This window comes from Mycolicibacterium gadium (assembly GCF_010728925.1).
Taxonomy (GTDB): Bacteria; Actinomycetota; Actinomycetes; order Mycobacteriales; family Mycobacteriaceae; genus Mycobacterium; species Mycobacterium gadium.
The window spans coordinates 1,337,570-1,362,075 of sequence record NZ_AP022608.1; the positions used below are offsets into that span (position 1 = coordinate 1,337,570).

The 24,506-nt window shown below is 65.3% G+C and carries 24 protein-coding genes; 18 read left to right on the forward strand and 6 right to left on the reverse strand.

Annotated features, from left to right (window positions below; translation table 11 throughout):
- Nucleotides 1-50 precede the first annotated feature (50 nt).
- On the forward strand, nucleotides 51-842 hold the full coding sequence (locus G6N36_RS06520; protein ID WP_163685753.1) for an SDR family NAD(P)-dependent oxidoreductase: 792 nt from the start codon (nucleotides 51-53) through the stop codon (nucleotides 840-842).
- Here the strand turns inward: G6N36_RS06520 and aspS are convergent.
- Nucleotides 839-2,617, reverse strand: coding sequence for an aspartate--tRNA ligase (gene aspS, locus G6N36_RS06525; RefSeq protein WP_163685754.1), 1,779 nt, complete (start codon nucleotides 2,615-2,617; stop codon nucleotides 839-841). The genes G6N36_RS06520 and aspS overlap by 4 nt on opposite strands.
- Before the next feature lie 75 nt (nucleotides 2,618-2,692).
- On the opposite strand from aspS, the gene G6N36_RS06530 reads away from it, so the two are divergent.
- Together G6N36_RS06530 and G6N36_RS06535 are read left to right on the forward strand one after the other, a co-directional pair.
- On the forward strand, nucleotides 2,693-3,589 hold the full coding sequence (locus G6N36_RS06530) for an oxidoreductase (protein WP_163685755.1): 897 nt from the start codon (nucleotides 2,693-2,695) through the stop codon (nucleotides 3,587-3,589).
- A gap of 285 nt (nucleotides 3,590-3,874) precedes the next feature.
- Nucleotides 3,875-4,378 carry an SRPBCC family protein gene (locus G6N36_RS06535; RefSeq protein ID WP_163685756.1) on the forward strand — a complete coding sequence of 168 codons (504 nt, stop codon included), beginning with the start codon at nucleotides 3,875-3,877 and terminating at the stop codon, nucleotides 4,376-4,378.
- A gap of 18 nt (nucleotides 4,379-4,396) precedes the next feature.
- Here G6N36_RS06535 and G6N36_RS06540 read toward each other — a convergent pair whose 3' ends face one another.
- Nucleotides 4,397-5,911 carry a carboxylesterase/lipase family protein gene (locus G6N36_RS06540; RefSeq protein WP_163685757.1) on the reverse strand — a complete coding sequence of 505 codons (1,515 nt, stop codon included), beginning with the start codon at nucleotides 5,909-5,911 and terminating at the stop codon, nucleotides 4,397-4,399.
- Between the two features lie 75 nt (nucleotides 5,912-5,986).
- Between G6N36_RS06540 and ypfJ the strand changes: the two genes are divergently transcribed.
- The 4 genes from ypfJ to G6N36_RS06560 are packed head-to-tail and all read left to right on the forward strand — an operon-like array spanning nucleotide 5,987 to nucleotide 8,768.
- Nucleotides 5,987-6,874 carry a KPN_02809 family neutral zinc metallopeptidase gene (gene ypfJ / locus G6N36_RS06545; protein WP_163685758.1) on the forward strand — a complete coding sequence of 296 codons (888 nt, stop codon included), beginning with the start codon at nucleotides 5,987-5,989 and terminating at the stop codon, nucleotides 6,872-6,874.
- Nucleotides 6,875-6,932: 58 nt separating this feature from the next.
- Complete coding sequence (locus G6N36_RS06550; RefSeq protein WP_163685759.1) at nucleotides 6,933-7,418, forward strand: MBL fold metallo-hydrolase; 486 nt, start codon at nucleotides 6,933-6,935, stop codon at nucleotides 7,416-7,418.
- Nucleotides 7,418-7,951 (forward strand): DinB family protein, encoded by a 534-nt coding sequence (locus G6N36_RS06555; protein ID WP_179964729.1) that lies wholly within the window; start codon nucleotides 7,418-7,420, stop codon nucleotides 7,949-7,951. The genes G6N36_RS06550 and G6N36_RS06555 overlap by 1 nt, the downstream gene beginning before the upstream one ends.
- Nucleotides 7,935-8,768, forward strand: a complete 834-nt coding sequence (locus tag G6N36_RS06560) for a mycofactocin-coupled SDR family oxidoreductase (protein ID WP_083123533.1) — start codon at nucleotides 7,935-7,937, stop codon at nucleotides 8,766-8,768. Before G6N36_RS06555 ends, G6N36_RS06560 begins: the two co-directional genes overlap by 17 nt.
- Before the next feature lie 77 nt (nucleotides 8,769-8,845).
- On the opposite strand, the gene G6N36_RS06565 is transcribed toward G6N36_RS06560, so the two are convergent.
- On the reverse strand, nucleotides 8,846-9,730 hold the full coding sequence (locus tag G6N36_RS06565) for an acyl-CoA thioesterase (protein ID WP_163685761.1): 885 nt from the start codon (nucleotides 9,728-9,730) through the stop codon (nucleotides 8,846-8,848).
- A 78-nt stretch (nucleotides 9,731-9,808) separates the two neighbouring features.
- Here G6N36_RS06565 and G6N36_RS06570 point away from each other — a divergent pair, with 78 nt between their 5' ends.
- The 4 genes from G6N36_RS06570 (at nucleotide 9,809) to G6N36_RS06585 (ending at nucleotide 14,287) form a co-directional block, all read left to right on the forward strand.
- Nucleotides 9,809-10,474, forward strand: coding sequence for a TetR/AcrR family transcriptional regulator (locus G6N36_RS06570; RefSeq protein ID WP_163685762.1), 666 nt, complete (start codon nucleotides 9,809-9,811; stop codon nucleotides 10,472-10,474).
- A 78-nt stretch (nucleotides 10,475-10,552) separates the two neighbouring features.
- Nucleotides 10,553-11,818: an amidohydrolase family protein gene (locus G6N36_RS06575; RefSeq protein WP_163685763.1), complete on the forward strand. Its 1,266-nt coding sequence runs from the start codon at nucleotides 10,553-10,555 to the stop codon at nucleotides 11,816-11,818.
- A gap of 79 nt (nucleotides 11,819-11,897) precedes the next feature.
- Complete coding sequence (locus tag G6N36_RS06580; protein ID WP_163685764.1) at nucleotides 11,898-13,034, forward strand: acyl-CoA dehydrogenase family protein; 1,137 nt, start codon at nucleotides 11,898-11,900, stop codon at nucleotides 13,032-13,034.
- The gene (locus G6N36_RS06585; RefSeq protein WP_163685765.1) at nucleotides 13,031-14,287 is read left to right on the forward strand and encodes an acyl-CoA dehydrogenase family protein; all 1,257 of its coding nucleotides are present in this window, start codon (nucleotides 13,031-13,033) and stop codon (nucleotides 14,285-14,287) included. The genes G6N36_RS06580 and G6N36_RS06585 overlap by 4 nt, the downstream gene beginning before the upstream one ends.
- A gap of 12 nt (nucleotides 14,288-14,299) precedes the next feature.
- On the opposite strand, the gene G6N36_RS06590 is transcribed toward G6N36_RS06585, so the two are convergent.
- Nucleotides 14,300-15,316 carry an Rv2578c family radical SAM protein gene (locus tag G6N36_RS06590; RefSeq protein ID WP_163685766.1) on the reverse strand — a complete coding sequence of 339 codons (1,017 nt, stop codon included), beginning with the start codon at nucleotides 15,314-15,316 and terminating at the stop codon, nucleotides 14,300-14,302.
- A gap of 66 nt (nucleotides 15,317-15,382) precedes the next feature.
- Nucleotides 15,383-15,799 carry an Rv2576c family protein gene (locus tag G6N36_RS06595; protein WP_163685767.1) on the reverse strand — a complete coding sequence of 139 codons (417 nt, stop codon included), beginning with the start codon at nucleotides 15,797-15,799 and terminating at the stop codon, nucleotides 15,383-15,385.
- Between the two features lie 244 nt (nucleotides 15,800-16,043).
- Between G6N36_RS06595 and urtA the strand changes: the two genes are divergently transcribed.
- From urtA to G6N36_RS06625, 6 genes are all read left to right on the forward strand, one after another.
- The gene (gene urtA, locus G6N36_RS06600) at nucleotides 16,044-17,309 is read left to right on the forward strand and encodes an urea ABC transporter substrate-binding protein (RefSeq protein ID WP_163685768.1); all 1,266 of its coding nucleotides are present in this window, start codon (nucleotides 16,044-16,046) and stop codon (nucleotides 17,307-17,309) included.
- Nucleotides 17,310-17,344: 35 nt separating this feature from the next.
- Complete coding sequence (urtB, locus tag G6N36_RS06605; protein WP_163685769.1) at nucleotides 17,345-18,229, forward strand: urea ABC transporter permease subunit UrtB; 885 nt, start codon at nucleotides 17,345-17,347, stop codon at nucleotides 18,227-18,229.
- Entirely contained in the window at nucleotides 18,226-19,335 is a 1,110-nt protein-coding gene (gene urtC, locus G6N36_RS06610) for an urea ABC transporter permease subunit UrtC (RefSeq protein ID WP_163685770.1), read from the forward strand. Before urtB ends, urtC begins: the two co-directional genes overlap by 4 nt.
- Nucleotides 19,332-20,165: an urea ABC transporter ATP-binding protein UrtD gene (urtD, locus tag G6N36_RS06615; protein ID WP_163685771.1), complete on the forward strand. Its 834-nt coding sequence runs from the start codon at nucleotides 19,332-19,334 to the stop codon at nucleotides 20,163-20,165. Before urtC ends, urtD begins: the two co-directional genes overlap by 4 nt.
- Nucleotides 20,165-20,857 (forward strand): urea ABC transporter ATP-binding subunit UrtE, encoded by a 693-nt coding sequence (urtE, locus tag G6N36_RS06620; protein WP_163685772.1) that lies wholly within the window; start codon nucleotides 20,165-20,167, stop codon nucleotides 20,855-20,857. The genes urtD and urtE overlap by 1 nt, the downstream gene beginning before the upstream one ends.
- Before the next feature lie 296 nt (nucleotides 20,858-21,153).
- On the forward strand, nucleotides 21,154-22,455 hold the full coding sequence (locus G6N36_RS06625; RefSeq protein WP_235689980.1) for an APC family permease: 1,302 nt from the start codon (nucleotides 21,154-21,156) through the stop codon (nucleotides 22,453-22,455).
- Here G6N36_RS06625 and G6N36_RS06630 read toward each other — a convergent pair.
- Nucleotides 22,431-23,654, reverse strand: a complete 1,224-nt coding sequence (locus G6N36_RS06630; RefSeq protein ID WP_163685773.1) for a cation:proton antiporter domain-containing protein — start codon at nucleotides 23,652-23,654, stop codon at nucleotides 22,431-22,433. The two genes, G6N36_RS06625 and G6N36_RS06630, sit on opposite strands and share 25 nt — an antisense overlap.
- Before the next feature lie 124 nt (nucleotides 23,655-23,778).
- On the opposite strand from G6N36_RS06630, the gene G6N36_RS06635 reads away from it, so the two are divergent.
- Nucleotides 23,779-24,459 carry a hypothetical protein gene (locus G6N36_RS06635; RefSeq protein ID WP_163685774.1) on the forward strand — a complete coding sequence of 227 codons (681 nt, stop codon included), beginning with the start codon at nucleotides 23,779-23,781 and terminating at the stop codon, nucleotides 24,457-24,459.
- Nucleotides 24,460-24,506: the final 47 nt, after the last annotated feature.

Consider the following 24,506-nt stretch of genomic DNA (forward strand, 5'->3'; position numbering starts at 1 on the left):
GACAGCCCGCCGCTGGCCGCATCTATTCCGGGTCCGCATAATTCTCAACCATGCGGGTGATCGTCACGGGCGGCAACAGCGGTGTGGGCGCGGCGACGGCGTCCGCCCTCGCCGCTGCGGGCCACCGCGTCATGATCGCGTGCCGCTCCATCGACAAGGCCCGTCGCGTCGCCGCCGACATGCCCGGTGACGTCGAGGTGGGTTCCCTCGATCTTGCCGACCTCACCAGTGTGCGGGCCTTCGCGGATTCGGTGGAAACGGTCGACGTACTGGTGAACAACGCCGGCGTCATGGGCATGCCGTTGACCCGGACCGCCGACGGTTTCGAGGCGCACATGGGCACGAACCACCTCGGGCACTTCGCGCTGACGTGTCTGCTCGGCAACCGCATCAAAGACCGCGTGGTGTCGGTCGCGAGCGCCACCTACCTGTTCACCCGTCTGGACCTGGACGACCTCAACTGGCACACCCGCAAGTACTCGAAATGGGCCGCCTACGGCCAATCCAAGCTGGCCAACCTGCTCTTCGTGCGCGAACTCGCCGCGCGGGGAATCCGCGCATACGCGTCCGATCCGGGTGCGACCGACACCGACATCACCAGATCGATGGGCCTGGGCGAGCACCGCGGCATGCGTAAGCTGCTGCACACACCGGCCCAAGGTGCGCGGGCCAGCCTGCAAGCGGTGTCGACCGACCTGCCCAGCGGCACCTATCTGGCGCCGCGGTTCAATCAGTTCGGTCCGCCGAAGGTCACCAAACCGCGGCCCAAGGCGCTCGATTCCGTGACGGCCCGGCGGCTATGGGAGTTGTCTGCCGAGCTGACGGGATGCGACTGGCCCTAGTCGGTCTTGGGTTTGGCGTCCGGCTTGAAGTCAAGGCCCGATTCCTTGCGCTGCTGCGCGGTGATCGGCGCGGGCGCATCAGTCAACGGATCGACACCACCGCCGGACTTGGGGAACGCGATCACCTCGCGGATCGAATCGAATCCCCCGAGCAGTGCCGTGATGCGGTCCCACCCGAACGCGATGCCACCGTGCGGCGGAGCGCCGAAAGTAAAGGCGTCCAAAAGGAATCCGAACTTCTCCTGGGCTTCGTCGTGGTCGATGCCCATCATTGCGAACACCCGCTCCTGGACGTCGCGACGGTGGATACGGATCGACCCGCCGCCAATCTCGTTCCCGTTGCACACGATGTCGTAGGCGTTGGCCAGCGCGGTGCCCGGATCGGTGTCGAAGGTGGCCTCCGATTCCGGCTTCGGTGCCGTGAAGGCGTGGTGCACTGCCGTCCACGCACCCGACCCGACCGCGACATCGCCTGCGGCAGTGGCCTCGTCGGCCGCCTCGAACAGCGGCCAGTCCACCACCCAGGTGAACGCCCAGGCGTCGGGGTCGATCATGTCGAGACGCTTGGCGATCTCGATACGGGTCGCCCCGAGCAGCGCACGCGCCGCCTTCGTCGAACCTGCGGAGAAGAAAATGCAGTCGCCGGGCTGCGCCCCGACATGCGCGGCGAGCCCGTCACGTTCGGCATCGGTGAGGTTCTTGGCGACCGGCCCGCCGAGGGTGCCGTCGTCGGCGACGAGAACGTAGGCCAGCCCCTTGTGCCCGCGTTGCTTGGCGAACTCCTGCCAGCCGTCGAGCGTGCGCCGCGGTTGCGAGGCGCCCCCGGGCATCACGACAGCACCGACGTACGGCGCCTGGAACACGCGAAAAGTGGTGTCGGAGAAGTACTCCGTGCACTCGACGAGCTCGACGGCGAACCGAAGGTCGGGTTTGTCCGACCCGAACCGGCGCATCGCGTCCGCGTAGTTGATCCGCGGGAGCGGCGTCGCCAGGTCATAACCGATCAATGCCCACAGTGCCTTGAGAACCTCCTCGGACACCGCGATGACGTCATCGGCGTCGACGAAGCTCATTTCCATGTCGAGCTGGGTGAACTCGGGCTGGCGGTCGGCGCGGAAGTCCTCGTCGCGGTAGCAGCGCGCGATTTGGTAGTAGCGCTCCATACCCGCCACCATGAGCAGCTGCTTGAACAGCTGCGGGCTCTGCGGTAGGGCGTAGAAGCTCCCCGGCTGCAGCCGAGCGGGCACCAGGAAATCGCGCGCCCCCTCGGGCGTGGAACGCGTCAGCGTCGGCGTCTCGATCTCGACGAAGTCGTGGCGGGCTAACACATCGCGGGCCGCCGCATTCACCTTGGACCGCAGGCGAATCGCATTTCCCGGGCCTTCGCGGCGCAGGTCGAGGTAGCGATACTTGAGCCGAGCTTCCTCGCCGGCCTGCTCGTCGAGCTGGAACGGCAGCGGTGCGCTCTCGCTCAGTACCCTCAGCGACGTCGCGTTGATTTCGATGTCACCCGTGGGGATTTCGGGGTTCGCGTTGCCTTCTGGGCGGATTTCGACGATGCCCTCGACGGCGATGCAGTACTCCGCGCGCAGCCGGTGCGCATTGGCGAGCACGTCCGCTTCACGAAACACGACCTGCGACACGCCCGACGAATCGCGAAGGTCGATGAAGATGACACCGCCGTGGTCGCGACGGCGCGCAACCCAGCCGGCCAGCGTCACCCGCTGTCCGGCGTCGGTGGACCGCAACGAACCGGCGGCATGACTGCGCAGCACGAACTCTCCTGTGAATGGCCTGATGGACGACTGCCACAGTGTAGTGGGGCCATATCGGGCGGTAGCTTGGCGTTCATGGGTGACAGCATTGCACTTGTCGGACCGGGCGCGATCGGGTCGACGGTCGCCGCCCTGCTGCACGCCGCAGGTCACCCGATCACCTTGTGCGGGCGTACCGCCCGGGAGTCGATCGAGGTCAGGCCCGACGACAAGGACCCGATCGTGGTGCCGGGTCCGGTGCTGGCCGATCCGGCGGAGATCACCGAGGCCGCCGACATCGTGCTGCTGGCCGTCAAGGACACCCAGAACGAGCAGGCCGGTGCCTGGCTGGCCAGGCTGTGCGACGGCGACACGATCGTGTGCGCTCTGCAGAACGGCGTCGAGCAGGTGGAGCGCGTCGGCCGGTTCTGCCCATCGTCGACAGTGGTGCCCGCGGCCATTTGGATATCGGCCGAACCGGATCCGGGGGGCTGGATACGGCTGCGTACCGGGGTTCGGCTGGTGCTGCCCGCCGGCCCCGACACGAGGGCCGCCGAAAGGCTAGCGAGGTTGTTCGGCGACGCCGGCGTATCCGTCGAGCTCGACCCCGACTTCGTCAGCGCGGCATGGCGCAAGCTGCTGGTGAACGCCGTGGTCGGGTTGATGGTTCTGACCGGTCGGCGCATGGGCATGTTCCGCCGCGACGATGTGGCCTCCCTCGCGCGGCGCTATTTGGCGGAATGCCTTGCGGTGGCGCGCGCGGACGGCGCGACCCTGGGCGACGAGGTGATCGACGAGACCATGAACCTGTTCAGCCAGGTTCCCGCCGACATCACCACGTCGATGCTGACCGATCGAGAGGCGCACCGCCCGCTGGAATGGGACATCCGCAACGGTGTGGTCAGGCGCAAGGCCGCTCAATACGGGCTCGCCGCCCCGATCAGTGACGTGCTAGTGCCGCTTCTGGCGGCGGCCAGCGACGGGCCTGGCTAATCTCAGTTCGGTGTCCGCGCCCTGGCCGCAGTGGTCCTACGTCACCGGCATGTCGTGGACAGGTTCCGGGCCTTTGCGAGTCGGCTCCACCCGCGCCATCGGGACGCGCAGCGGAGGGCGTGTGATCGATGAGATCATCGCGTGGTATCCGGAGGCGCACTTGGCTTTTCGCGAGGGTGCCGGCCGACATCGACGCTCCTGGCCAAGTTGGGCAAGTACACCGAGCGACGGTTCGGCGTTTCGATCTGGAACCCGGCTAGACACTGTCAGTTATCGTGTATGGCCATGCACCCATGTGAGCTGGTTGAGCTGGATTTCATCGACAGCGCGCCGTTTCGGTTCGTCAGCACCGTGGACCTGAAGATCACGCCCGAGCAGCTGTTCGAGGTGCTCGCCGACGCGGAGTCGTGGCCCCGCTGGGCGACGGCGATCACCAAAGTCACCTGGACCAGCCCCCAACCGCGTGGTGTCGGTACGACGCGCACGGTACACATGCGCGGCGGCATCGTCGGTTACGAGGAGTTCCTGGCGTGGGAACCGTTCACCCACATGGCTTTTCGGTTCAACGAAGCATCGAGTAGTTCCATCTCGGCGTTCGCCGAGGACTACCGCGTGGTGCCGACGGCCGAAGGCTGCCACCTGACGTGGGTGATGGCGATGAAGCCCAAGGGTCTATCGGGTCGCATCGGCATGACGCTGGGTAAACCGTTTATGGCCCACACGTTCCAGAAGTTCCTCTACAACCTGCGCGAGTACTCCGACAAGCGTTTCGGGTCGAACTCGAAATGAGGCACCGGCCCGGCGCCATCAGTAGAGCTCGGCCCACGCCTTTCGGCGCTCGGCGTCGGGGTCCTCGGTGATGGTGTCGCGCGCGGTCATGATGATGCGGGTGACGCGGCGCTCGGCGTCGTAGACCGGCCAGTCGTGCCCGTTCGACCACTCGATCTCACCGCTATCCCATCCCTTAGTCGCGAAGTCCAGCCAGGCCCGCTGCATCCGCCTGCCGACCGGCGGCTGCAGCCGCCGCCCCAGCGGATGCAGCTTGCGCCCGATGAACGACGCGTAGCTGTGCTGGACGTGCACGATCTCGCTGCCGTGGGTGGCGCCGAGCCCCAGCACCCGCAGACTCCAGCCGACGTGGTCGAACCGGTACATGTGCGTGGGCGCGACGGCGCTGTAGGCGTCGGCGAACGCCCATGCCGGTCCACCGAACATCACGTCGGAGCCGAACGCGATCAGGGCCCGTCGCCTCGGATAGTCCGGATAGGCGGCCAGCACCGCATCCTTGGCGTCCGGTGCGACGCGGTCGAGGTAGGCGTCGATCGAGGCCGTCGTCGTCGGCAGCATCGGTGGTTTCGTCCACGCGAACATCGACGCCTCATGGCTGTTGGTGCCGATGATCAGCGGCATTCGTTCGAGTGCGCCATCGCGGGCGGCGTCCACCGGATGCCTCGGCAGCAGGTCCACTCCGTAGGTCAATCCGTACGCGAGGTTCGGCGTGCTCGCCGCGCTCTTCAGCTGAAGCATGCCCGCGGCCCGGCGCAGCCGGCGCTGCGGCAGCATCTTGACCTCGGCGACTTCGACGCCCAGCCGCTTGACGAATTCGTGCGCCTGTCGGGCCCGGCTCTCGCGTTCGCCAATCAAGGGCAGCGCCGGACTCTGGGCGATCGCACGGCTGAACAGACCCTTGGACGCGGGGCTTGCCAGCAGTGCCAGCACTGACGTCGCGCCTGCCGACTCGCCGAAGACGGTCACCCGATCGGGGTCACCGCCGAATGCGGCGATGTGATCGCGGATCCAGCGCAGCGCCGCCATCTGGTCACGCAATGCGAGATTGTCATCGAATTCGTTTCCGAGGTCGCTGAGCTCGAACCCGCCGAAGACTCCGATGCGGTAGGTGATGTTGACAACCACCACATTGCCGTTGGCGGCCAGCCTGGACCCGTTGTAGAGCTGAAACTGCCCGGCGCCGTAGACGAATGCGCCGCCGGGAATCCACACCATCACCGGAAGCGACGCGCTGGTGTCCGGCGACCACACCGTCAGCGTCAGGCAGGCCTCGTCGCGCACCTTCGGGTCGTCGCGGCCACCGCCGACGAACGACTTGCTCTGCGGCGGCAACGGTCCGTGTTCGAGTGCGTCGAGCAGCCCAGTCCACGGCTGCAGCGGCCCGGGAGCCAGGAATCGTCGTTCCCCCACCGGTTGCTCGGCGTACGGCACGCCGCGCCAGACACCGACGCCACCTTCGGTCGTTCCGCGAATGTCCCCGAGGTCGGTGTGCGCGACCGGCGAAGGCCCCGAATGTCCGAGAACGACTGCCACGCCCGAATCGTAGTGTGCAAAGGTGAACGCAAACCCGTGCGGCAGCGTGGACATGGACGCGAATGAGGTAGGGCAATGACGTTCAACGAGGGCATGCAGATCGACACGAGCACGACGTCCACCAGTGGCGGCGGTCGTGGTCCCGGCCGAGGCATCGCCGTCGGCGGCGGAGTCGGCGGCCTCCTCATCCTCGTCGTCGCGCTGTTCCTCGGAGTCGATCCCAGTTCCGTCGTGCCGCCGCAGCAGTACGACAGCGGAGGCGTCGAGACACCCGGCTTCGATCTCAGCCAATGCAAGACCGGCGAGGACGCGAACAACATCGTCCAGTGCCGCGTGGTCGCGACGGGCAACTCGGTGGACGCCGTGTGGCAGCAGTTACTCCCCGGCTACGAGCGGCCGCGGATGGAAATCTTCACCAACCAGGTCCAGACCGCCTGCGGACCTGCGACCAGCGACGTCGGCCCCTTCTACTGCCCGGGCGATCGAACGGCGTACTTCGATGTCGGCTTCTTCGACGTGCTGCGCGACCGGTTCGGTTCCAGCGGCGGCCCGCTGGCTCAGGAGTATGTGGTGGCCCATGAGTACGGCCATCATGTCCAGAACCTCGAGGGCTCGCTCGTCCGTGCCCAACAGGATCCGGAGGGCGCCACCGGCGGCGGTGTGCGCACCGAATTACAGGCCGACTGCTATGCCGGCATCTGGGCGCACTACGCGACCATCACGAAGCAGGAAAGCACCGGCGTGCCGTTCCTGGAGCCATTGAGCGACAAAGACATTGCCGACGCGCTGTCGGCCGCGGCATCGGTCGGTGACGATCGCATCCAGCAGGCCGCCACCGGACGCGTCAACCCCGAGGCGTGGACCCACGGATCCTCCGAACAACGCCAGAAGTGGTTCACAGAGGGATATCGGACCGGCGACATCAACAGCTGTGACACGTATTCCGCCAGCGATCTGGGCTAGATTTCGCCGGTAGCTGATCCGGCGCGATCGCCGCGCCCGGCGATCTAGCGTCGATCATATGGACACCGTCACCGTCACACCCGAACTCACCACGCTCGTCGTGCGCGGATGGCAGGTCTACGTGTGGCACGACGGCGATTCGGCCACGCTCATCGACACCGGTGCTCCCGGTTCGAGTGACGAGATCCTGGCAGCAGTGCCGCAGATCGACCGGATCGTGCTGACCCATGGCCATGTCGACCATTGCGGTTCGGCGGCCGAGCTGCAAGACGCCACGGGTGCAACCGTTTTCGCCGGCGCCGGCGACGCCACCGAGATCCGGAGCGGTACCGCCATGCCACCGCCGGTGTTCGAGGACTGGGAAATGCCCCTTCACCAACGTGTTTCAGCCGGCCTGCCCGAGGCGGCACCACCGGTATCCGGCCTGCTCGAACTGCACGAAGGGGATGTGCTGGACTTCGGGGGCGGCGCGGAGATCTTGGCCATTCCCGGCCACACCGCCCATACCCGCATCCGCGACACCGCTGCCACACTGACCGGGTGATGCCTGAGCACGATCCCATCGAGCCCGACACCAAGGACTGGACCTGGGTGCTGTCGCAATCCTGCCCCGACTGCGGCTTTGCCCCGGACGCCGTGCACCACACCGAGGTCGCCGACCGCATCCGCGCCGACGCCGCCCACTGGGTGCCGCGACTTGCCCAGCCCGGCGTCAGGGAGCGGCCGGCACCGACCGTGTGGTCGACGCTGGAGTACGGCTGCCATATCCGCGACGTGCACCGCATCTTCGATCACCGAGTCCGGCTGATGCTCACCGAAGAAGAACCGTTGTTCCCCAATTGGGATCAAGACGAGACGGCGCTGGCCGACAACTACCGCGCGCAGGACCCGGCCACGGTCGCCACCGAGTTGTTCGACGCCGCCAACATCGTCGCCGACACCTACACGGGCGTACCGGCCGACGCGTGGTCGCGGCGGGGGCTGCGTAGCAACGGCAGTGAGTTCACGGTTGCATCAATTGCGATCTACCACTTGCACGACATCGTCCATCACGCGCACGATGTCGGGCATGGCTGAAGACACACCGCTGGCGGGCAAGGTCGCCTACGTCACGGGAGCGGCGCGCGGACAAGGACGTTCACACTGCATTCGACTGGCCCGGGCGGGCGCCGACATCGTCGCGATCGATGCCTGCGGGCCGGTCGCCGAGCACAACGGCTATCCCCCGGCGTCACCCGAGGACCTCGCCGAGACGGTGAGCCTGGTCGAGGGCGAGGGGCGCAAGATCCGCGCGGAAGAGGTTGACGTGCGCGACCTCGAAGGCCAGCAGCGTGTGGTCGCCGACACGATCGAGCAGTTCGGCCGACTCGACATCGTCGTCGCGAACGCCGGTGTGCTGAATTGGGGCCGCTTGTGGGAGATTTCGGCACAACAGTTTCAGGAGGTCGTGGACACCAACCTGACGGGGGTGTGGAACACCATCAAGGCGGTGGTTCCTGCGATGATCGAGGCCGGTAACGGCGGGTCGATCATCAACATCAGCTCGGCGGCCGGCATCAAGGCCGTTCCGGGTTGCGGTCACTACTGCGCGAGCAAGTTCGGTGTAGTCGCGCTGACCAACTCACTCGCGGTGGAGTTGGGCGAGTTCGGAATTCGCGTGAACTCCGTCCATCCTTACGGCACCGACACACCGATGGGAAACGACGCCTCGATGTGGCAGATGTTCGCCGATCACCAGAACTTCATCCACAGCTTCTCGCCCGGCGCACTGCCGACGGATTCCCTCGCCGCACCCGACCTGGTGTCCGACATCGTGCTGTGGTTGGCCAGCGACGCGTCGTCGCTCGTGACCGCCGCCCAGATCCCCGCGGACAAGGGCTATCTCAAGGTTTAGAGCCCAAGCACCGCCACTTTTTTGTTGCGTTTGTTGTCGCAAATCTCGGGTCGCGGCGACAACAAACGCAACAGAAACTAGAGCCGCGACTGCTCCTTGATGCTCGCGTCGGTCGTGCGCAGCGGGCGGATCAAGGCATCCTGGCCGAACGATGCGATGAGCTCACCACTTTCGGTGTGGACGGCCCCGCGTACATAGGACATGCCCGCGCCCACCTGGGTGCTCTCGTGCGTGTAGAGCAGCCAGCCGTCCCACGTAAACGGCTCGTGGAAGCTGACCGTGATCGTCATCGGAGCCGTCGACACGGTCAGATGCGCCTGCGCGGTACCGATGCCTTCATGTGCGCGCATCGTCGTCGAAATGCCAAGGTGTCCGGTGAAATACGCGATCAGCGCCTTGGCGAGGTCGTCGCGGGTGGGGATCGGGTCGTAGTGCAGCCAGGCGTACAGCTCAGGTGGTCCGACCTCGTCGGGGCTGTTCACGTCGACGACGTCGACCAGACGTAGTTGGCGTCCGGTCATCGGCATCTCCGACACGTTCGCGTCTTCAGGACCCGTGACGTCGGGCCGCGGCAGGTGGTGGCGGATGACATCGGGGGTGGGTACGTCGGTCAGCACGGTCGCCGTGATGCACCGCTTGCCGTTCTGCTTGGCCGCGACGATCGCGGTCGCCGTCGACCGGCCTTCGTTGACCACGTCCAGCTCCAGTTCTACCGGACCCGCGCCGACCAGTACCGCGCGGGCGAACACCGCCGACACCGATCGCACGGACTTCTCCGGAAAACGTTTGGCCACAGCGACAATAGCCTGCGCAAGGACCTGCGTACCCTCGACCACCTGGCGGTCGTCCTGGCCTGTTGGGCCCGTTTCGGCGATGAATCTGTTCTCTCCGTCCGGCCGCACGTCGAACAATTCGAGCAGGCTCTCAACGGTCCAGGGCGTCTGCGCCGAGTCTGTGGTCATGGGAGGGAACACTAACCGAGCTCCGGTAAAAGCGGTAACGTCGTTACCGACATTCGCGCGCACAACCGGGGAGGTGTCATGGCGAAGCGTGGCAGTCGGCCGCCGAGCGGAGGCGCCCGCGCGGCGGCGACGGACGACGTCGTGGACCTGGACCCGGAGTCGCGCCCGAAGCGATTCATGAAGTCGGCGTTGGCAATTCTCGGCGAGACCGGCCGCACGGACTTCACGGTGCTGGAGGTCGTCGAACGGTCCAAAACCTCCCTGCGATCCTTCTACCAGCACTTCTCCACCAAAGACGAGTTGTTGCTGGCCCTGGTCGACAAGATCATGTCGGAGTCGACCCGAAAGTGGCGCGAGGACACCGCCGGACTGCCCGCCGCTGACGCCTTACGGATACTCATCGATCGCATCTGCACGCCCGCGGAAACGACCACTCAGGACAAAGTCAACCGCGGCCTGACGTTCTACAACGATCGCTTGGCCGAGGCGCTGCCGAGCGAGTATGCCCGCGTGCTCTCTCCGGTGCACGAGCTGATCAAGGACATCATCCGCAGCGGCATCGACGAGGGCGCCTTCCGTGCCGACATCGACGTCGACGCGACAGCGGCCCTGATCATGCAGTCGGCCCTGGGGGCGATGCGGCTGCGGGTGCTCGGCGCAGAACTCACCGGCGTTCCGGTCGGCGCCGATCACATCTACGACTTCTGCGTCAGCAGCCTCGCCGGACACCGCGACCCCGCCTGACCTGCACCGGTAGCGGTGCCGGCCCGACCCAATAACTCCTCGATCAGGGGTGGTGTTTACGCTGGTCCAGACGTGGTAATGTCATTACCACCACAGCCTAGTCAGTCTGAAGGAGGCGCAACTGTGACCCGCGAACTCCCCTATCCGGTGTTCGACGCCGACAACCACTTCTACGAGCCCAAAGAGGCCCTGACCCAGTTCCTGCCGGACCACCGCAAGGGCGTCATCGACTACATCGACGTGCGCGGACGAACGAAGATCATGGTCCGCAATGTCGTCAGCGACTACATCCCGAACCCGACCTTCGAGGTGGTCGCTCGCCCGGGCGCCCAGGAGGAGTACTTCCGGCACGGCAGTGGCGGCAAGAGCTTCCGCGAGGTCATGGGCAAGCCGATGAAGTCCATTCCGGCGTTCCGCAATCCCGAGGCTCGCCTCGAGGTAATGGACAGCCTCGGCCTGGACTACTCCCTGATGTTTCCGACGCTGGCCAGCCTGGTCGAGGAGCGACTGAAGGACGACCCGGACCTGATTCTCGACATCGTCCATGCGCTGAACCAGTGGATGTACGAGACCTGGCAGTTCAACTACGAGGACCGCATCTTCTCCACGCCGGTGATCAACCTGGGCAACGTGGATCGCGCGATCGAGGAACTCAATTGGTGCCTGGAGCGCGGCGCGAAGACCGTCTTGGTGCGCCCCGCCCCGGTGCCCGGCTATCGCGGCACGCGATCCCTGGGCGTCGAGGAGTTCGACCCGTTCTGGGACGCCTGCGTCAAGGCCGGTATCCCCGTGTCGATGCACGCCTCGGACAGCGGGTACTCCGAGTACCTCAACGACTGGGAACCCGGTGACGAGTTCAAGCCGTTCGCGCCCACCGCATTCCGGATGGTCGCGATGGGCAAGCGTCCCATCGAGGACACCATGGCGGCTCTCGTGTGTCACGGAGCGCTGACCCGTAACCCGGATCTGCGCATCCTGTCGATCGAGAACGGCGCGGACTGGGTCCCCTACCTCTTCAAGCAGTTCAAGAACGTCTACTCGAAGATGCCGCAGGGCTTCCTGGAGGATCCGATCGAGGCGTTCCACCGTTGCGTGTACGTCGCACCGTTCTGGGAGGACGACTTCGCCCAGATGGCCGACCTGCTGGGCATCGACCGCGTGATCTTCGGTTCCGACTGGCCGCACCCCGAGGGCCTGTCGCAGCCGACGCACCTGGTCGACGATCTCCAGGGCCTCGACGCCGAAGGGCAGCGAAAGGTCATGGGTGGCAACATGATCGATCTGTTCAAGGTCCCGAACGAGATCGTCCACAAACCGGGTGTGCCCGCATTGGAATTCGCCTGATTCCAACGGCATCCATCGTGACGTGCGTGTCGGTGCTCCGGCACGCACGTTCACGCGTCAGCGAAAGTGAGTTCGCGCCGTGACCGACGCCGCAAACCCAGAACGGCTGCTGTTCGCCTCGACCACCCAGTCGTTCCTCGAGAAGGGCGCGTCGTTGGGTCGGTTGCGTGAACTGCACGCCGCCGGAAAGTCGTTCGAGATGGACTGGTGGCAGCGCGCCGCCGAACTCGGCTGGACCAGCCTGCTGGTGCCCGAGGAACTCGGCGGCGGCAACGTGTCCGGGGACGGCGTCGCCGACCTCGCCCTGGTCGCGGAATTGTCCGGCCGCAGCGTGGCACCGGGTCCGCTGCATCCCGTCAGCATCGTCCTGGCCGGTTTGGCCGACGCCCCCGAGAACCACGAGCAGACGATCGAATCGCTGATCTCAGGCGAGATCGTCGCCTCGTGGGCGGCCTACGAGCCGGGCAAACAGTGGTCGCCGCTCGATGCTGCGGTGACCGCGACGCGCACCGACACCGGATATCGCATCCACGGTGTGAAGGACCGCGTCGAAGCGGCCGGCGACAGTGCGGCGCTGCTGGTGGTGGCCCGCTGCGACGACGCGGTGCGACAGTTTTTGGTCCCCACCGACGCTGCGGGTGTCACCGTGGAAGCGCAACGGTCGCTCGACATGGTGAAGACCTATGCCCGAGTGCAATTCGACGATGTCGAGGTGGAGGCCACCGCAGTCGTCGGCTCTGCCGAGCAGACGCCGGCACTGATCGAGCGGCAGAGCCAGATCGCGGCGATCCTTCAGTGCGCCGAGATCGTCGGCATCCTGGAGACGGTGCTGGACTTCACCATCCAATGGGGATTCGACCGACATTCGTTCGGTAGGCCGATCGGCTCGTATCAGGCGCTGAAACACAGGTACGCCGACCTGAAGATCTGGTTCGAGTCGTGCCGGGCGACGACGAACGCCGCAGTGGCCGAGGTGGCCGCGCGGTCCCCGGGCGCCGAGATGGCCGTCAGCGTCGCGAAATCCTATGTGGGCGAACATGCTCCGGGCATGCTGCAGGACTGCATTCAGCTGCACGGCGGCATCGGTGTCACCTGGGAGCACGACCTGCACATCTTCCTGCGGCGGGCGACGCTGTACCGCTCGTTGTTCGGTACGCCCGAAGAGCACAATCTGCGCGTGTATGCGCTCACCAAGAATCTGGAAAATGCCTCATGACCGACACCGCATCGGCAACGACCGAAACGACCGAGTCTGTCGACGAGTTCGCCACGCGTGCCCGCACCTGGTTGGCGGAGAACATGCCGGCGATCGATCCGGCCAACCCGCCCGAGCACGACCGGGGTGAAGAAAAACCCTGGCACCGCGCCCGGGAGTTGCAGAAGAAGCTGTACGAGGGCGGGTTCGCCGGCATCTGCTTCCCCCGCGAATACGGCGGCCTCGGATTGCCGATCGCCTACCAGAAGGCGTTCAACAACGAGTCGCGCTGTTACGAGCTTCCGGTCATCCTGAACACCCCGACGTTCACGATATGCGCCGCGACCATCCTGGACACTGGATCAGAAGAGCAAAAGCAGCAACACATCTCGGCCGCGCTGCGGGGCGAAGAGGTCCTCGTGCAGCTGCTGTCGGAGCCTAGCGGCGGGTCCGATCTGGCCGGCGTCATCACCCGCGCCGACCGTAAAGGCGACAATTGGGTGATCAACGGCGCCAAGACCTGGAGCACCAGTGCGTTCGCCGCGGACTACGGGCTGATGCTCGCGCGCACCGACTGGGATGTGCCCAAGCACGAAGGCCTGACGATGTTCCTGGTGCCCATCAACAGCCCCGGGATCACACTGCGGCGCATCAAGCAGGTGAACGGGTCGGTCGAGTTCTGTGAGGAGTTCTTCGACAACCTCGAACTCGGTGACGATGCCGTAGTCGGAGAGGTCAATGGCGGCTGGCACGTGGCGTCCCGGCAGCTGTACCACGAGCGCCGGGCGGTCGGAGGCGGCTCTGAGTTCGCGAGTGGCATTGGTGCCGAAGGCAAGTCGGATGTGCCGATCGATTACGTCGCGCTGCTGGAAGCGACCGGGCAGGCCGACAGTGAGCGGGCACAGGAGGTTGCGGGTCGCGCGCTGGTGCACCGCGCGGTACGCGAACAGCTGATCGATCACGTGTACCACGGTGTTCTCGATGGCTCGCTGCCGCCGGCCGCGGGTTCGATCATCCGGGTGACCCACGCCGAGGTACACCACCTGGAGTTCGACACCGTGCTGTCGCTGACCGGCAGTTCGGGCGTCGTGGATATCGGTGACGACCTGATCCGCTACGGAGAGCGTTACCTGTCGCGGCAGGCGGCGGCGCTCGGCGGCGGTACCACCGAGATCGCCCGCAATATCATCGGCGAACGCGTGCTTGGATTTCCGCGTGAACATGCCGCCGATCGGGGCGTGCCGTTCAATCAGGTCAAGCGCAACAAGGGATAGCGTCCGCCGAGACTAGAACAGCGTCGGCTGCAGGACCTCGGCGCAGTCGGTGGCCGGAGCCGACACCGCCCGAAACGACCGACGATCGGGCGCCAGGCCGTGCTTGGCGATCAGCGGAGTCACCCTGTCGTGCAGCATCTTCCGATAGTCCGACGGCAGATACGCTCCGCGTCTGTACAACTCGCGATACTTTGACACCAGCTCGGGATGCGACCGCGCCAGCCACGCCATGAACCACCCGCGCGTCGAGCCGCGGAGGTGTAGCCCGAACGCCGTCACCCCCGTCGCGCCCGCTTCAGCGATCTGACCCAACAATCCGTCCAGATGCGCCGCGGAGTCGGTCAGGTGTGGCAGCACCGGCGCCACCATGACATGGCAGTCCAGACCCGCTTCGCGGACCGCGGAGATGAGCCCGAGACGCGCCTGCGGTGTCGGCGTCCCCGGTTCGACATCCTTGTGTAGGTCGGGATCGCCGACGGCCAATGAGACCGCCACGCTGACGTCGACACGTCGCGCCGCCTCCGCGATCAACGGCAGGTCTCGCCGCAACAGGGTCCCCTTGGTCAGGATCGAGAACGGCGTTCCGGAATCGGTGAGCGCGCCGATGATTCCCGGCATCAGTGCATAGCGACCCTCGGCACGCTGATACGGATCGGTGTTGGTGCCGAGCGCGACCGTCTCCCGTTGCCACGAACGGCGCGACAGCTCACGCCGCAGCACATCGGCGACATTCGTCTTCACGACGACCTGCGAGTCGAAATCAGTGCCGGGGTCGAATTCGAGATACTCGTGCGTGGGCCGGGCGAAGCAGTAGCGGCAGGCGTGCGAGCAACCGCGATAGCCGTTGACCGTGTAGTTGAAAGGAACTATGGCCGCGTTCGGCACCTTGTTCAGCGCCGACTTGCACAGCACTTCGTGGAACGTGATGCCTTCGAACTGTGGCGTGCGGACGCTGCGGACAAAGCCGATCCGCTGCAGGCCAGGCAGTGCACCGTCGTCGACGCTGACACCCTGGCTATCCCACCGCACCCACGTATTCGAACTTATGTTCGATCGGATGTCAAGGTAATTACGCGCGTGATGCGGCGCCGATGACTACCAGCGACTCAGTTGGCAGAAGGCCGTCGTGGGACCTGTGTTCTGGACGGCGAGTTGCCCGTCGACCCAGATCTCGCAGTGCGCGTTCGGCGGGGCCTCCATGGCATGGCCGGCACGCGCCACGCTGATGTAGGCCCATTGCGGGTCGGCGAGCGTCGCGGTGGTTTCCCAGGGCGCGACGAAGCTACCTCTGGTCGAGTAGGCAGACGCGTCGGCGTTGAAGGCCTTCAGGTCCGCGGGCGAACTGGTCACGTAGTTGATGTCGAAGCTCAGCGGGGCGTCCGCGGTGACAACGTATTTGACGTTTGGTCCCGCCGGAGCGGGATCCTGCCCGGCTGCGGTTGCCTGACTGACCGCAAGTGAGCCTGCTGCAAGCACGAGCGCCGCCCCGACCATCGATGTCGCTTTTCGCATGCTCGTCACATCGCCGCACCGTACCCGACTGTTACAGACACGTCAGATCAGCTACGCGGCGGACCGCCAACGGCAAATAAACAGCAGTCCCCTACAGGTTAATTTGTTCGTCACACACAGACATTTCGCAGAAACACAGCCGCTCTAACGTCCCGATTCGACACCCCAGTGGTGCCAGAAAATTCTGCACTCCAGCCGACGCCCATCCCCCGATGTGCGCTGCTGATATAGGGAAAGGCTGTCAATGCGACTACCACAACGGTCTTCATTGAGAAGGTCTGCGATTGCGACGGGAAGCGTCGTCGCTGTGGCGGGCCTGCTGTTGGCGGGCTGTGGAAGCAAGGCGACCGAGTCGGACTCGGCAAACGCCGAATCGTGTGTGGACACCTCGGGCTCGACCATCAAGGTGGGCTCGCTGAACTCGCTGTCGGGAACGATGGCGATCTCCGAGGTGACAGTTCGCGACGCGATTGCGTTGGCGGTCGAGGAGATCAACGCCGCCGGCGGCGTGATGGGTAAGCAAATTCAGGTCGTGGGTGAGGACGGCGCCTCAGAGCCGACGGTGTTCGCCGAGAAGGCCGAGAAGTTGATCAGCAGCGACTGCGTGGCCGCAGTGTTCGGTGGCTGGACGTCGTCGAGTCGCAAGGCGATGCTGCCGGTCTTCGAGAGCGCGAACTCGCTGCTCTACTACCCAGTGCAGTACGAGGGTCTGGAGTCCTCGAAGAACATCTTCTACACCGGCGCCACCACCAACCAGCAGATCGTGCCCGCCCTGGACTACCTCAAGGAGAAGGGCGTCAAGTCGCTCTATCTGGTCGGCAGTGACTACGTCTTCCCCCAGACGGCGAACCGGATCATCAAGGCCTACGCCGGGGCCAACGGTATCGAGATCAAGGGCGAGGACTACACGCCTCTGGGCTCGACGAACTTCTCGACCATCGTCAACAAGGTCCGCACCGCCGACGCCGACGCGGTGTTCAACACGCTGAACGGCGACTCGAACGTGGCGTTCTTCCGTGAGTACAAGAACGTGGGGCTCACACCGCAGGACATGCCGGTGGTTTCGGTGTCGATCGCCGAGGAAGAGGTCGGCGGCATCGGTGTGCAGAACATCACCGGACAGCTGACGGCGTGGAACTACTACCAGACGATCGACACCCCGGTGAACAAGGCCTTCGTCGAGGCCTACAAGAAGAAGTACGGCGCCAGCAAGCCGACGTCGGATCCGATGGAGGCGGCCTACGTCTCCGTCTACCTGTGGAAGAACACCGTCGAGAAGGCAAAGTCCTTCGAGGTCAGCGCCATCCAGGAGAATGCCGGTGGCGTCACCTTCGACGCACCGGAGGGTCTGGTCACCATCGACGGCGAGAACAATCACATCACCAAGACGGCGCGTATCGGCGAGATCCGCCCCGACGGGCTGATCTACACGATCTGGGAGTCGCCCGGCCCGATCGAGCCGGACCCTTACCTCAAGTCGTACCCGTGGGCCGCCGGCCTCTCCGGCTGAGTACCGGGCGAGCGGAGCGACGGAAGTATGTGTAAGTGGATGTTCTAATCGGGCAGCTGGCAACGGGATTGAGCCTCGGTTCGATCCTGTTGCTGGCTGCGCTCGGACTGTCGCTGACGTTCGGTCAGATGGGCGTCATCAACATGGCGCATGGCGAGTTCATCATGGCCGGCTGCTACACCGCCTACGTGGTACAGCAGATCATCTCCAGTGCCGGTGCGTCCCTGTTCATCTCGCTGGTCGTCGGCTTCGTCGTCGGCGGGGCAATGGGTGCCCTGCTGGAAGTCACCTTGATCCAGCGGATGTACCACCGGCCGCTGGACACGCTGCTGGTGACGTTCGGCGTCGGCCTGATACTGCAGCAGGTCGCCCGCGACATCTTCGGCGCGCCTGCGGTCAACGTCATCGCTCCGGCGTGGCTGTCCGGCGGTGTGGAGATCTTCGGTGCGGTGGTGCCCAAGACCCGGATCTTCATCCTGGTACTGGCGATCGCGTGTGTGGCCGCACTGGCGGCCGCCCTCAAGGTCAGCCCGATGGGCAGACGCATCCGGGCCGTCGTGCAGAACCGCGACCTCGCCGAAACCAGCGGCATCTCCTCGCGCAAGACCGACATCACCACGTTCTTCATCGGTTCGGGCCTCGCGGCCGTCGCCGGTGTCGCGTTGACGATGATCGGGTCGACCAGTCCGACGATCGGGCAAAGCTATCTGATTGACGCGTTCCTGGTCGTCGTGGTCGGCGGGCTGGGTCAGATCAAGGGCACCGTGATCGCGGCGTTCTCACTGGGCTTTTTGAACTCGTTCATCGAGTACAACACCACCGCGTCGCTGGCCAAGGTGATCGTGTTCGTGATCATCGTGATCTTCCTGCAGGCCCGCCCGCAGGGTCTGTTCACCGTTCGCACAAGGAGTTTGGTGTGAGAACCGTTCTCGGCCGTTGGCAGACCTGGGCTGGTTTCGGTATCGCGGCGGTCGTGCTGTTCGGGGTGGCGCCGGTGGTGCTGTCCGACTTCCGGCTGTCGCTGCTCGGCAAGTTCTTGTGCTTCGCGATCGTCGCGGTCGGCATCGGGCTGGCCTGGGGCCGGGGCGGAATGCTGGTGCTCGGCCAAGGCGTCTTCTTCGGCCTCGGCGGCTACATGATGGGCATGCACCTCAAGATCGCCGACGCGCAGATTCGCGGCGACGACGTGCCCGACTTCATGCAGATCGCGGGCGTGCGCGAACTGCCCGGCTACTGGCAACCGTTCGCCTCCCCCGCCTTTACCCTGCTGGCCATAGTGCTCGTGCCGACGGCGATCGCCGCGGCCTTGGGTTTCGGCGTCTTCAAGCGGCGTGTCAAAGGTGCGTACTTCGCGATCCTGTCGCAGGCGCTGGCCGCCGCGCTGGCGATCCTCCTCGTAGGTCAGACCAGCACCGGTGGCAGCAACGGGCTCAACCGGTTTCGCACATTCTTCGGGTTCACGCTGAACGACCCGGCCAACCGCCGGATGCTGTACTTCATCGCCGCGGGGGTGTTGCTGCTGGTGGTCGCCGTGGTCCGGCAGCTCATGCAGAGCCGCTACGGCGAGTTGCTCGTGGCTGTGCGCGACGGCGAGGAGCGGGTGCGCTTCCTGGGCTACGACCCCGCCAACATCAAGGTTGTCGCCTATACCGTCGCCGCGCTGTTCGCCAGCATCGCAGGCGCACTGTTCGCGCCGATCGTCGGATTCATCGCACCCTCACAGGTCGGTATCCTGCCGTCGATCGCATTCCTGATCGGTGTCGCGATCGGCGGGCGCACGACGCTGCTGGGTCCGGTACTGGGTGCGATCGGCGTGGCCTGGGCCCAAACCCTGTTCTCCGAACGCTTTCCGTCGGAGTGGACGTACGCCCAAGGCCTGTTGTTCATCGTCGTCGTCGGCTTCTTCCCCGCGGGCCTGGCCGGGTTGGGTGTGTTCCTGAAGCGCCGCAAAGCCAAGGCCGAACCACCTCCGGAGAAGTCCACTGACTCCGACCCCGACACCGCGAAGGTGGGTGCCAGCTCATGACCGAGGTCGACGCGAGCACGGCAGACAAGGAGCCCATCGAGGGCGGCAACGTCGGTATGGGCACCCAGTACCTCGAAGTACGAGGACTGACAGTCGATTTCGACGGCTTCAAAGCGGTCAGCAATGTCGACCTGACGCTGTTTCAGGGTGACCTCCGGTTCCTCATCGGACCCAACGGCGCGGGTAAGACGACGGTGATCGACGCGATCACCGGGCTGGTGTCGGCGACCGGTTCGGTGAACAAGTCCGGGGTGGAGTTGCTCGGCAAGAAGGTGCATCAGATCGCGCGGAGCGGGGTGGGCCGAACCTTCCAGACCGCCAGCGTGTTCGAGCAGCTGACCGTCCTGCAGAACCTCGACATCGCCGCCGGTGCGACCCGATCCGCGTGGACCTTGTTGCGGCGCCGCAAGGGTGTGCTCCCGGCGATCGAACAGGCGATGCACACCATCGGGTTGACCGACCTGGCCGACAAGCCCGCCGGAGTGCTCGCCCACGGACAGAAGCAGTGGCTGGAGATCGGCATGCTGCTGGTTCAAAACGCCGACGTGCTGCTGCTCGACGAACCGGTGGCCGGCATGAGTGCCGAAGAGCGGGAAGAAACCGGGAACCTGTTGCGCCGCATCGGTGCCGAGCGCACCGTCGTCGTGGTCGAACACGATATGGACTTCATGCGGGCATTCGCCACATCGGTGACCGTGCTCGCACGCGGCCAGGTGATCGCCGAGGGTTCGGTGGCCGAGGTTCAGGCCAACCCGAAGGTGCAGGAGGTCTATCTGGGGACCGCCGCGGCAGGCGCCGACGGCATCGAACTCGTCGAGGAGAACTCCTGATGCTGCAACTGGTCGAGGTGCACGCCGGCTACGGCCGCTCCGAGGTCATCCACGGCGTCGACATCGAGGTGCCGACCGACGGGGTCGCCGCCGTGATGGGGCACAACGGCGCGGGCAAGACGACGCTGCTGCGCGCGGCGGTTGGCCTGCTGAAGTGCAATTCCGGCAAGGTGCTGTTCGACGGTGAAGACCTCACCAGGCTCCGACCGAGCGCCCGCGTCAAGCGGGGCTTGGCGTATGTACCGCAGGGTCAGCAGTCCTTCGGCCAGCTGACGACGGCCGAGAATCTCCAGGTCGTCGCCGACGGCCGTAAGAACGGTAAGCAGCTGATCGACGAGCAGCTCGATTTGTTTCCCGCGTTGAAGGAACTGCTCACGCGACGGGCCGGTCTGCTGTCCGGCGGTCAGCGCCAACAGCTGGCGATCGCGCGCGCACTGATCACCACCCCCAAGTGCCTGATCCTCGACGAGCCGACCGAGGGCATCCAGCCTTCGGTTGTGGCCGAGATCGAAGCGGCGATCACCGCGCTGACGCAGCGCGGCGGTCTCGGGGTGCTGCTGGTCGAACAGCACATCGGCTTCGCATTGGAATCCGCACAGCGCTACTACGTGCTGGAGGCGGGGCGCGTCACGTCCAGCGGTACCGGGGGTTCGGCGTCGGAGGCCGACGTGCGCGCCGCGATGGCTATCTGACCGCTTGTGTTGGGCAGCGTGCTCGCAACCTGCACGCCACGGTGCTTCTGCTCGATCGTCGCGGGTCAGCGCTCGGCCGCTGCCGGGCGACGGGGTTTGTGCTGTCCGGACCCCGGGTAACGCGGCAATGGAGACGCCACCTCGATCGAGGAGGAGGTACTGCCGATCAGTCAATCCGTGACACGCGCGGAAGAGCGAAACAAGAGCGATCGTCGACTGCCATCGATCGTCATGGGGCCCCCGCATGCCGCAACTGACCGCGTCTCATACCGTCAGCCGCTGAACAGGCCCACGAATTGACCGGCGGCGGAACCAAGAAGCTCTCGCTGACCGGTTCGGTCGCCCTAGGCACCGGTGTGATGATCGGTGCCGGGATCTTCGCGCTGGTCGGGCAGGTAGCGGAACTCGCCGGCTCCTGGGTGCCGTGGGCCTTTCTCGCTGCAGCGTTGGTAGTGGCATTCAGCTCGTACTCATACATTCGCTACTCGAGTACTAATCCCTCATCCGGTGGAATCGCGATGCTGCTAAAGGCCGCTTACGGGCCCGGGGTGATCGCCGGGACGTTCTCGTTGTTCATGTACGTGTCTATGGTTCTCGCGGAGAGTCTGCTCGCACGGACGTTCGGCACGTATATTCTGCGGCCTTTCGGGCTGCAGGGCTCGGCGACGTGGGTCGCCGTCCTTGCCGTAGCGGCGATCATGGGCGCCACCGTCGTGAATCTGGTCGGCAACACATTGGTGGAGACCTCGGCGACGGCGACCGCTGCGGTCAAGCTCGTCGGCATCGCCGTGCTCGCCGTCGCCGGGATCGCCGCGACCGGGGTTTCCGCATTCTCTCGGCTGTTCAGCGGCGGCGACCAGACGCCGCCCGACCACGGCTGGCTCGGACTCTTGGCCAGCACCGCGTTGTGCATCCTCGCCTACAAGGGATTCACCACAATCACCAATCAGGGCGACGATGTCCGCGATGCCCGGCGAAACATCGCTCGGTCGATCGTGATCGCCATCGCGTTGTGCACCGTGATCTACCTGTTGCTAGCCGTGGCGGTGGCCGGCAGCCTCTCGGTTCCCGAGATCATCCGTGCCCGTGACTACGCACTCGCAGAAGCCGCCACGCCGCTCTTCGGGACGTGGGGCGTCTGGCTGACCGTGGCGATCGCCGTGATAGCCACTCTGTCCGGTTTGGTCGCCAGCTTGTTCGCCGTTTCCCGGCTCTACGACATGCTTCGGCAGATGGGCCAGGTACCCGGTCTGCCGAGCACGATGAATCGTCAGTCGCTGCTCATCACGGCGGCGCTCGCCATTGCGACCGCCACCGCCTTCGATCTGAGCCAGATCGCCTCCATGGGAGCAATTCTGTATCTGTCGATGGACATCGCCATCCATTGGGGAATCGTCCGCCACCTGAGAGACGAGGTCGAGCTCAAGGTCTGGGTGCCCTCGGTGGCGATTGTGCTCGATCTGCTGGTGCTCGTCCCGTTCGTGGTCTTGAAGTTCCGCAGCGACCTTCTCACCCTGGGCATCACCAGCGTGGTGGCCGTCGTGATCTTCGTGGCCCAGTGGTGGGCCGTCCGTCACCGCGCGACCGCCGACGATTGACCGTCCGCCCGCCGGTAGAGCGTCCGACCGATCACGCCCGTGACACCGAAGGCAACCGTGCTGACTGCCAACACCAGTGACCCGGCGGCGACCACCGTCTCATCTACTCCCAGCCGCTGCGCCTCGAACGTCAGGTAGAACAACGCCGAGACTCCCACCGGTCCAAACCAACCCAGGTACACCGCGTCGGCGGTGCCCAGCCGCAGCGGTCGCTTCATGAGCAGCAGGATGGGAATGCGGCGCAGCGCCAGCACTCCAAGCACCAATACCACGCCCTGCCAGCCGAGTTCGTGCCACTGCTGCCACGGTAATACGGCGCCGAACAATACGAACAAGGGCAGCACTGCGAACCGGTTGATCGCCTCGTCGATGGGTACCTCAGACACACGCTCGCTGCCGGTACCGACGATGTTGAAGACAAGACCGCCGACGAAGACGGCCAGAATTCCGTCTACGCTCAATATTCCGGCCGATCCGAGGATGCCCAGAGCCAGCACGACGGTGAAGAAGAGCACCGGCGCACCCTCGGTCGCACCGTACCGCGAACCCAGCCGAAGCGCGTGACCGCCCAACCATCCCGCTCCGGCGCCGAGAGCGACAGCACCGCCCACTTGCCACGCCGATTCGCCCAATGCTTCGCCCACGCTGTGCGGACCGGCCACCGCGAGCGCAACAAGCACTAGGGGTAACGCCAGGCCGTCGTTGGAGCCCGATTCGAGGGACAACAGCTGACGGTCGCGGGCGGGCAAATCTCGCTCGGCGGCTTCCCCGGTCACCACGCTGGAAGCCAGCACGGGATCGGTCGGGCTGATCGCTGTTCCGAACAATGCCGCAGCAGCGATGGGGAGTCCGAGGATGGCCCACCCCAGAGCGCCCGACACCAAGGCCATCACCGGCAGGACGATCAGCAACAGGATCAACATCGCTCGGCCGTGGCGTCGGACAGCGACAAACGGATAGCGCAACGCCACCGCCATCACCGAGATCGCCAGCAGGATTCTGCTCGCTTCATGGACTAATTCGTGCTCCACGGCCAGGCTGGGAATTGACAACGCGGCGATGACCTGGGGTCCCAACAAAATTCCAGCACTCAGACCCAACAGCGGTTCTGACACCGGCAAGCTGCGCATCTTCGCCGACATCGTCGCCACCACGACCCCGAGTAGGCCGACGACCGCCAACACGATATCCCGTTCCACGCGTTGTGAGTTCCCCTGCTCGGCCACGGCATGCATGGGTCCGCATCGGGATTCGAATCAATACGTATGCCGACCCGCGTCCTGGGTACGTGGTAGCTCGATGGCCGGCACGCAAGGAGACCTGATGAGTGATGTAAACATTCGCATTCGAAGCCGCGGCGGGAAGATGCACATGCCGCGCAGTCGAGGCGCTGCCACCGGCGTGCTCTTGATCGTTCTGGGTCTGTGGGGTGCGTTGATCCCCTTTGTGGGGCCCTACTTCAACTTCGCCTTCACGCCGGACCAGGAGTGGGCATGGACAGCCGCGCGGGGCTGGCTCCAGGTGCTTCCCGGAGTGGTGACGGTCCTCGGTGGCCTGCTGCTCACGCTTTCCGATAACCGTGCCACAGCGATGCTGGGGGCATGGATGAGCGGCCTCGCCGGCGCCTGGTTTGTGGCGGGACGCGCCGTTGCCGCGCCGTTGAACCTCGGTGCAGTGGGCACACCAGTCGCCACGACCGAGACCAAGGCGGCGTGGCTGGAGTTGACGTACTTCAGCGGGTTGGGCGCATTGATCATCTTTCTCGCCGCGGTGTGCATCGGCCGGTTGTCGGTGCGGAGTCTGCGTGACATCAGACGCGCGGACGCGCCGGTGACTTTGGCCGAAGACGATGCCGATCGAGACCCAGTCCCAGCACCGTCCAAATCTGTTGAATCAGTAGAGAAGTCAGAGACTTCTGCCGACAACGATCATGACGACAAGACACCGCGACGCCGCCGCATGGGCGACTTGTTCCGTCGCCGGCACGCTACGTCGGCCCGCTGATGGTCAACGCGGCACCTCGAGGCCGAGCATTCTGTCACCGGGGCGTG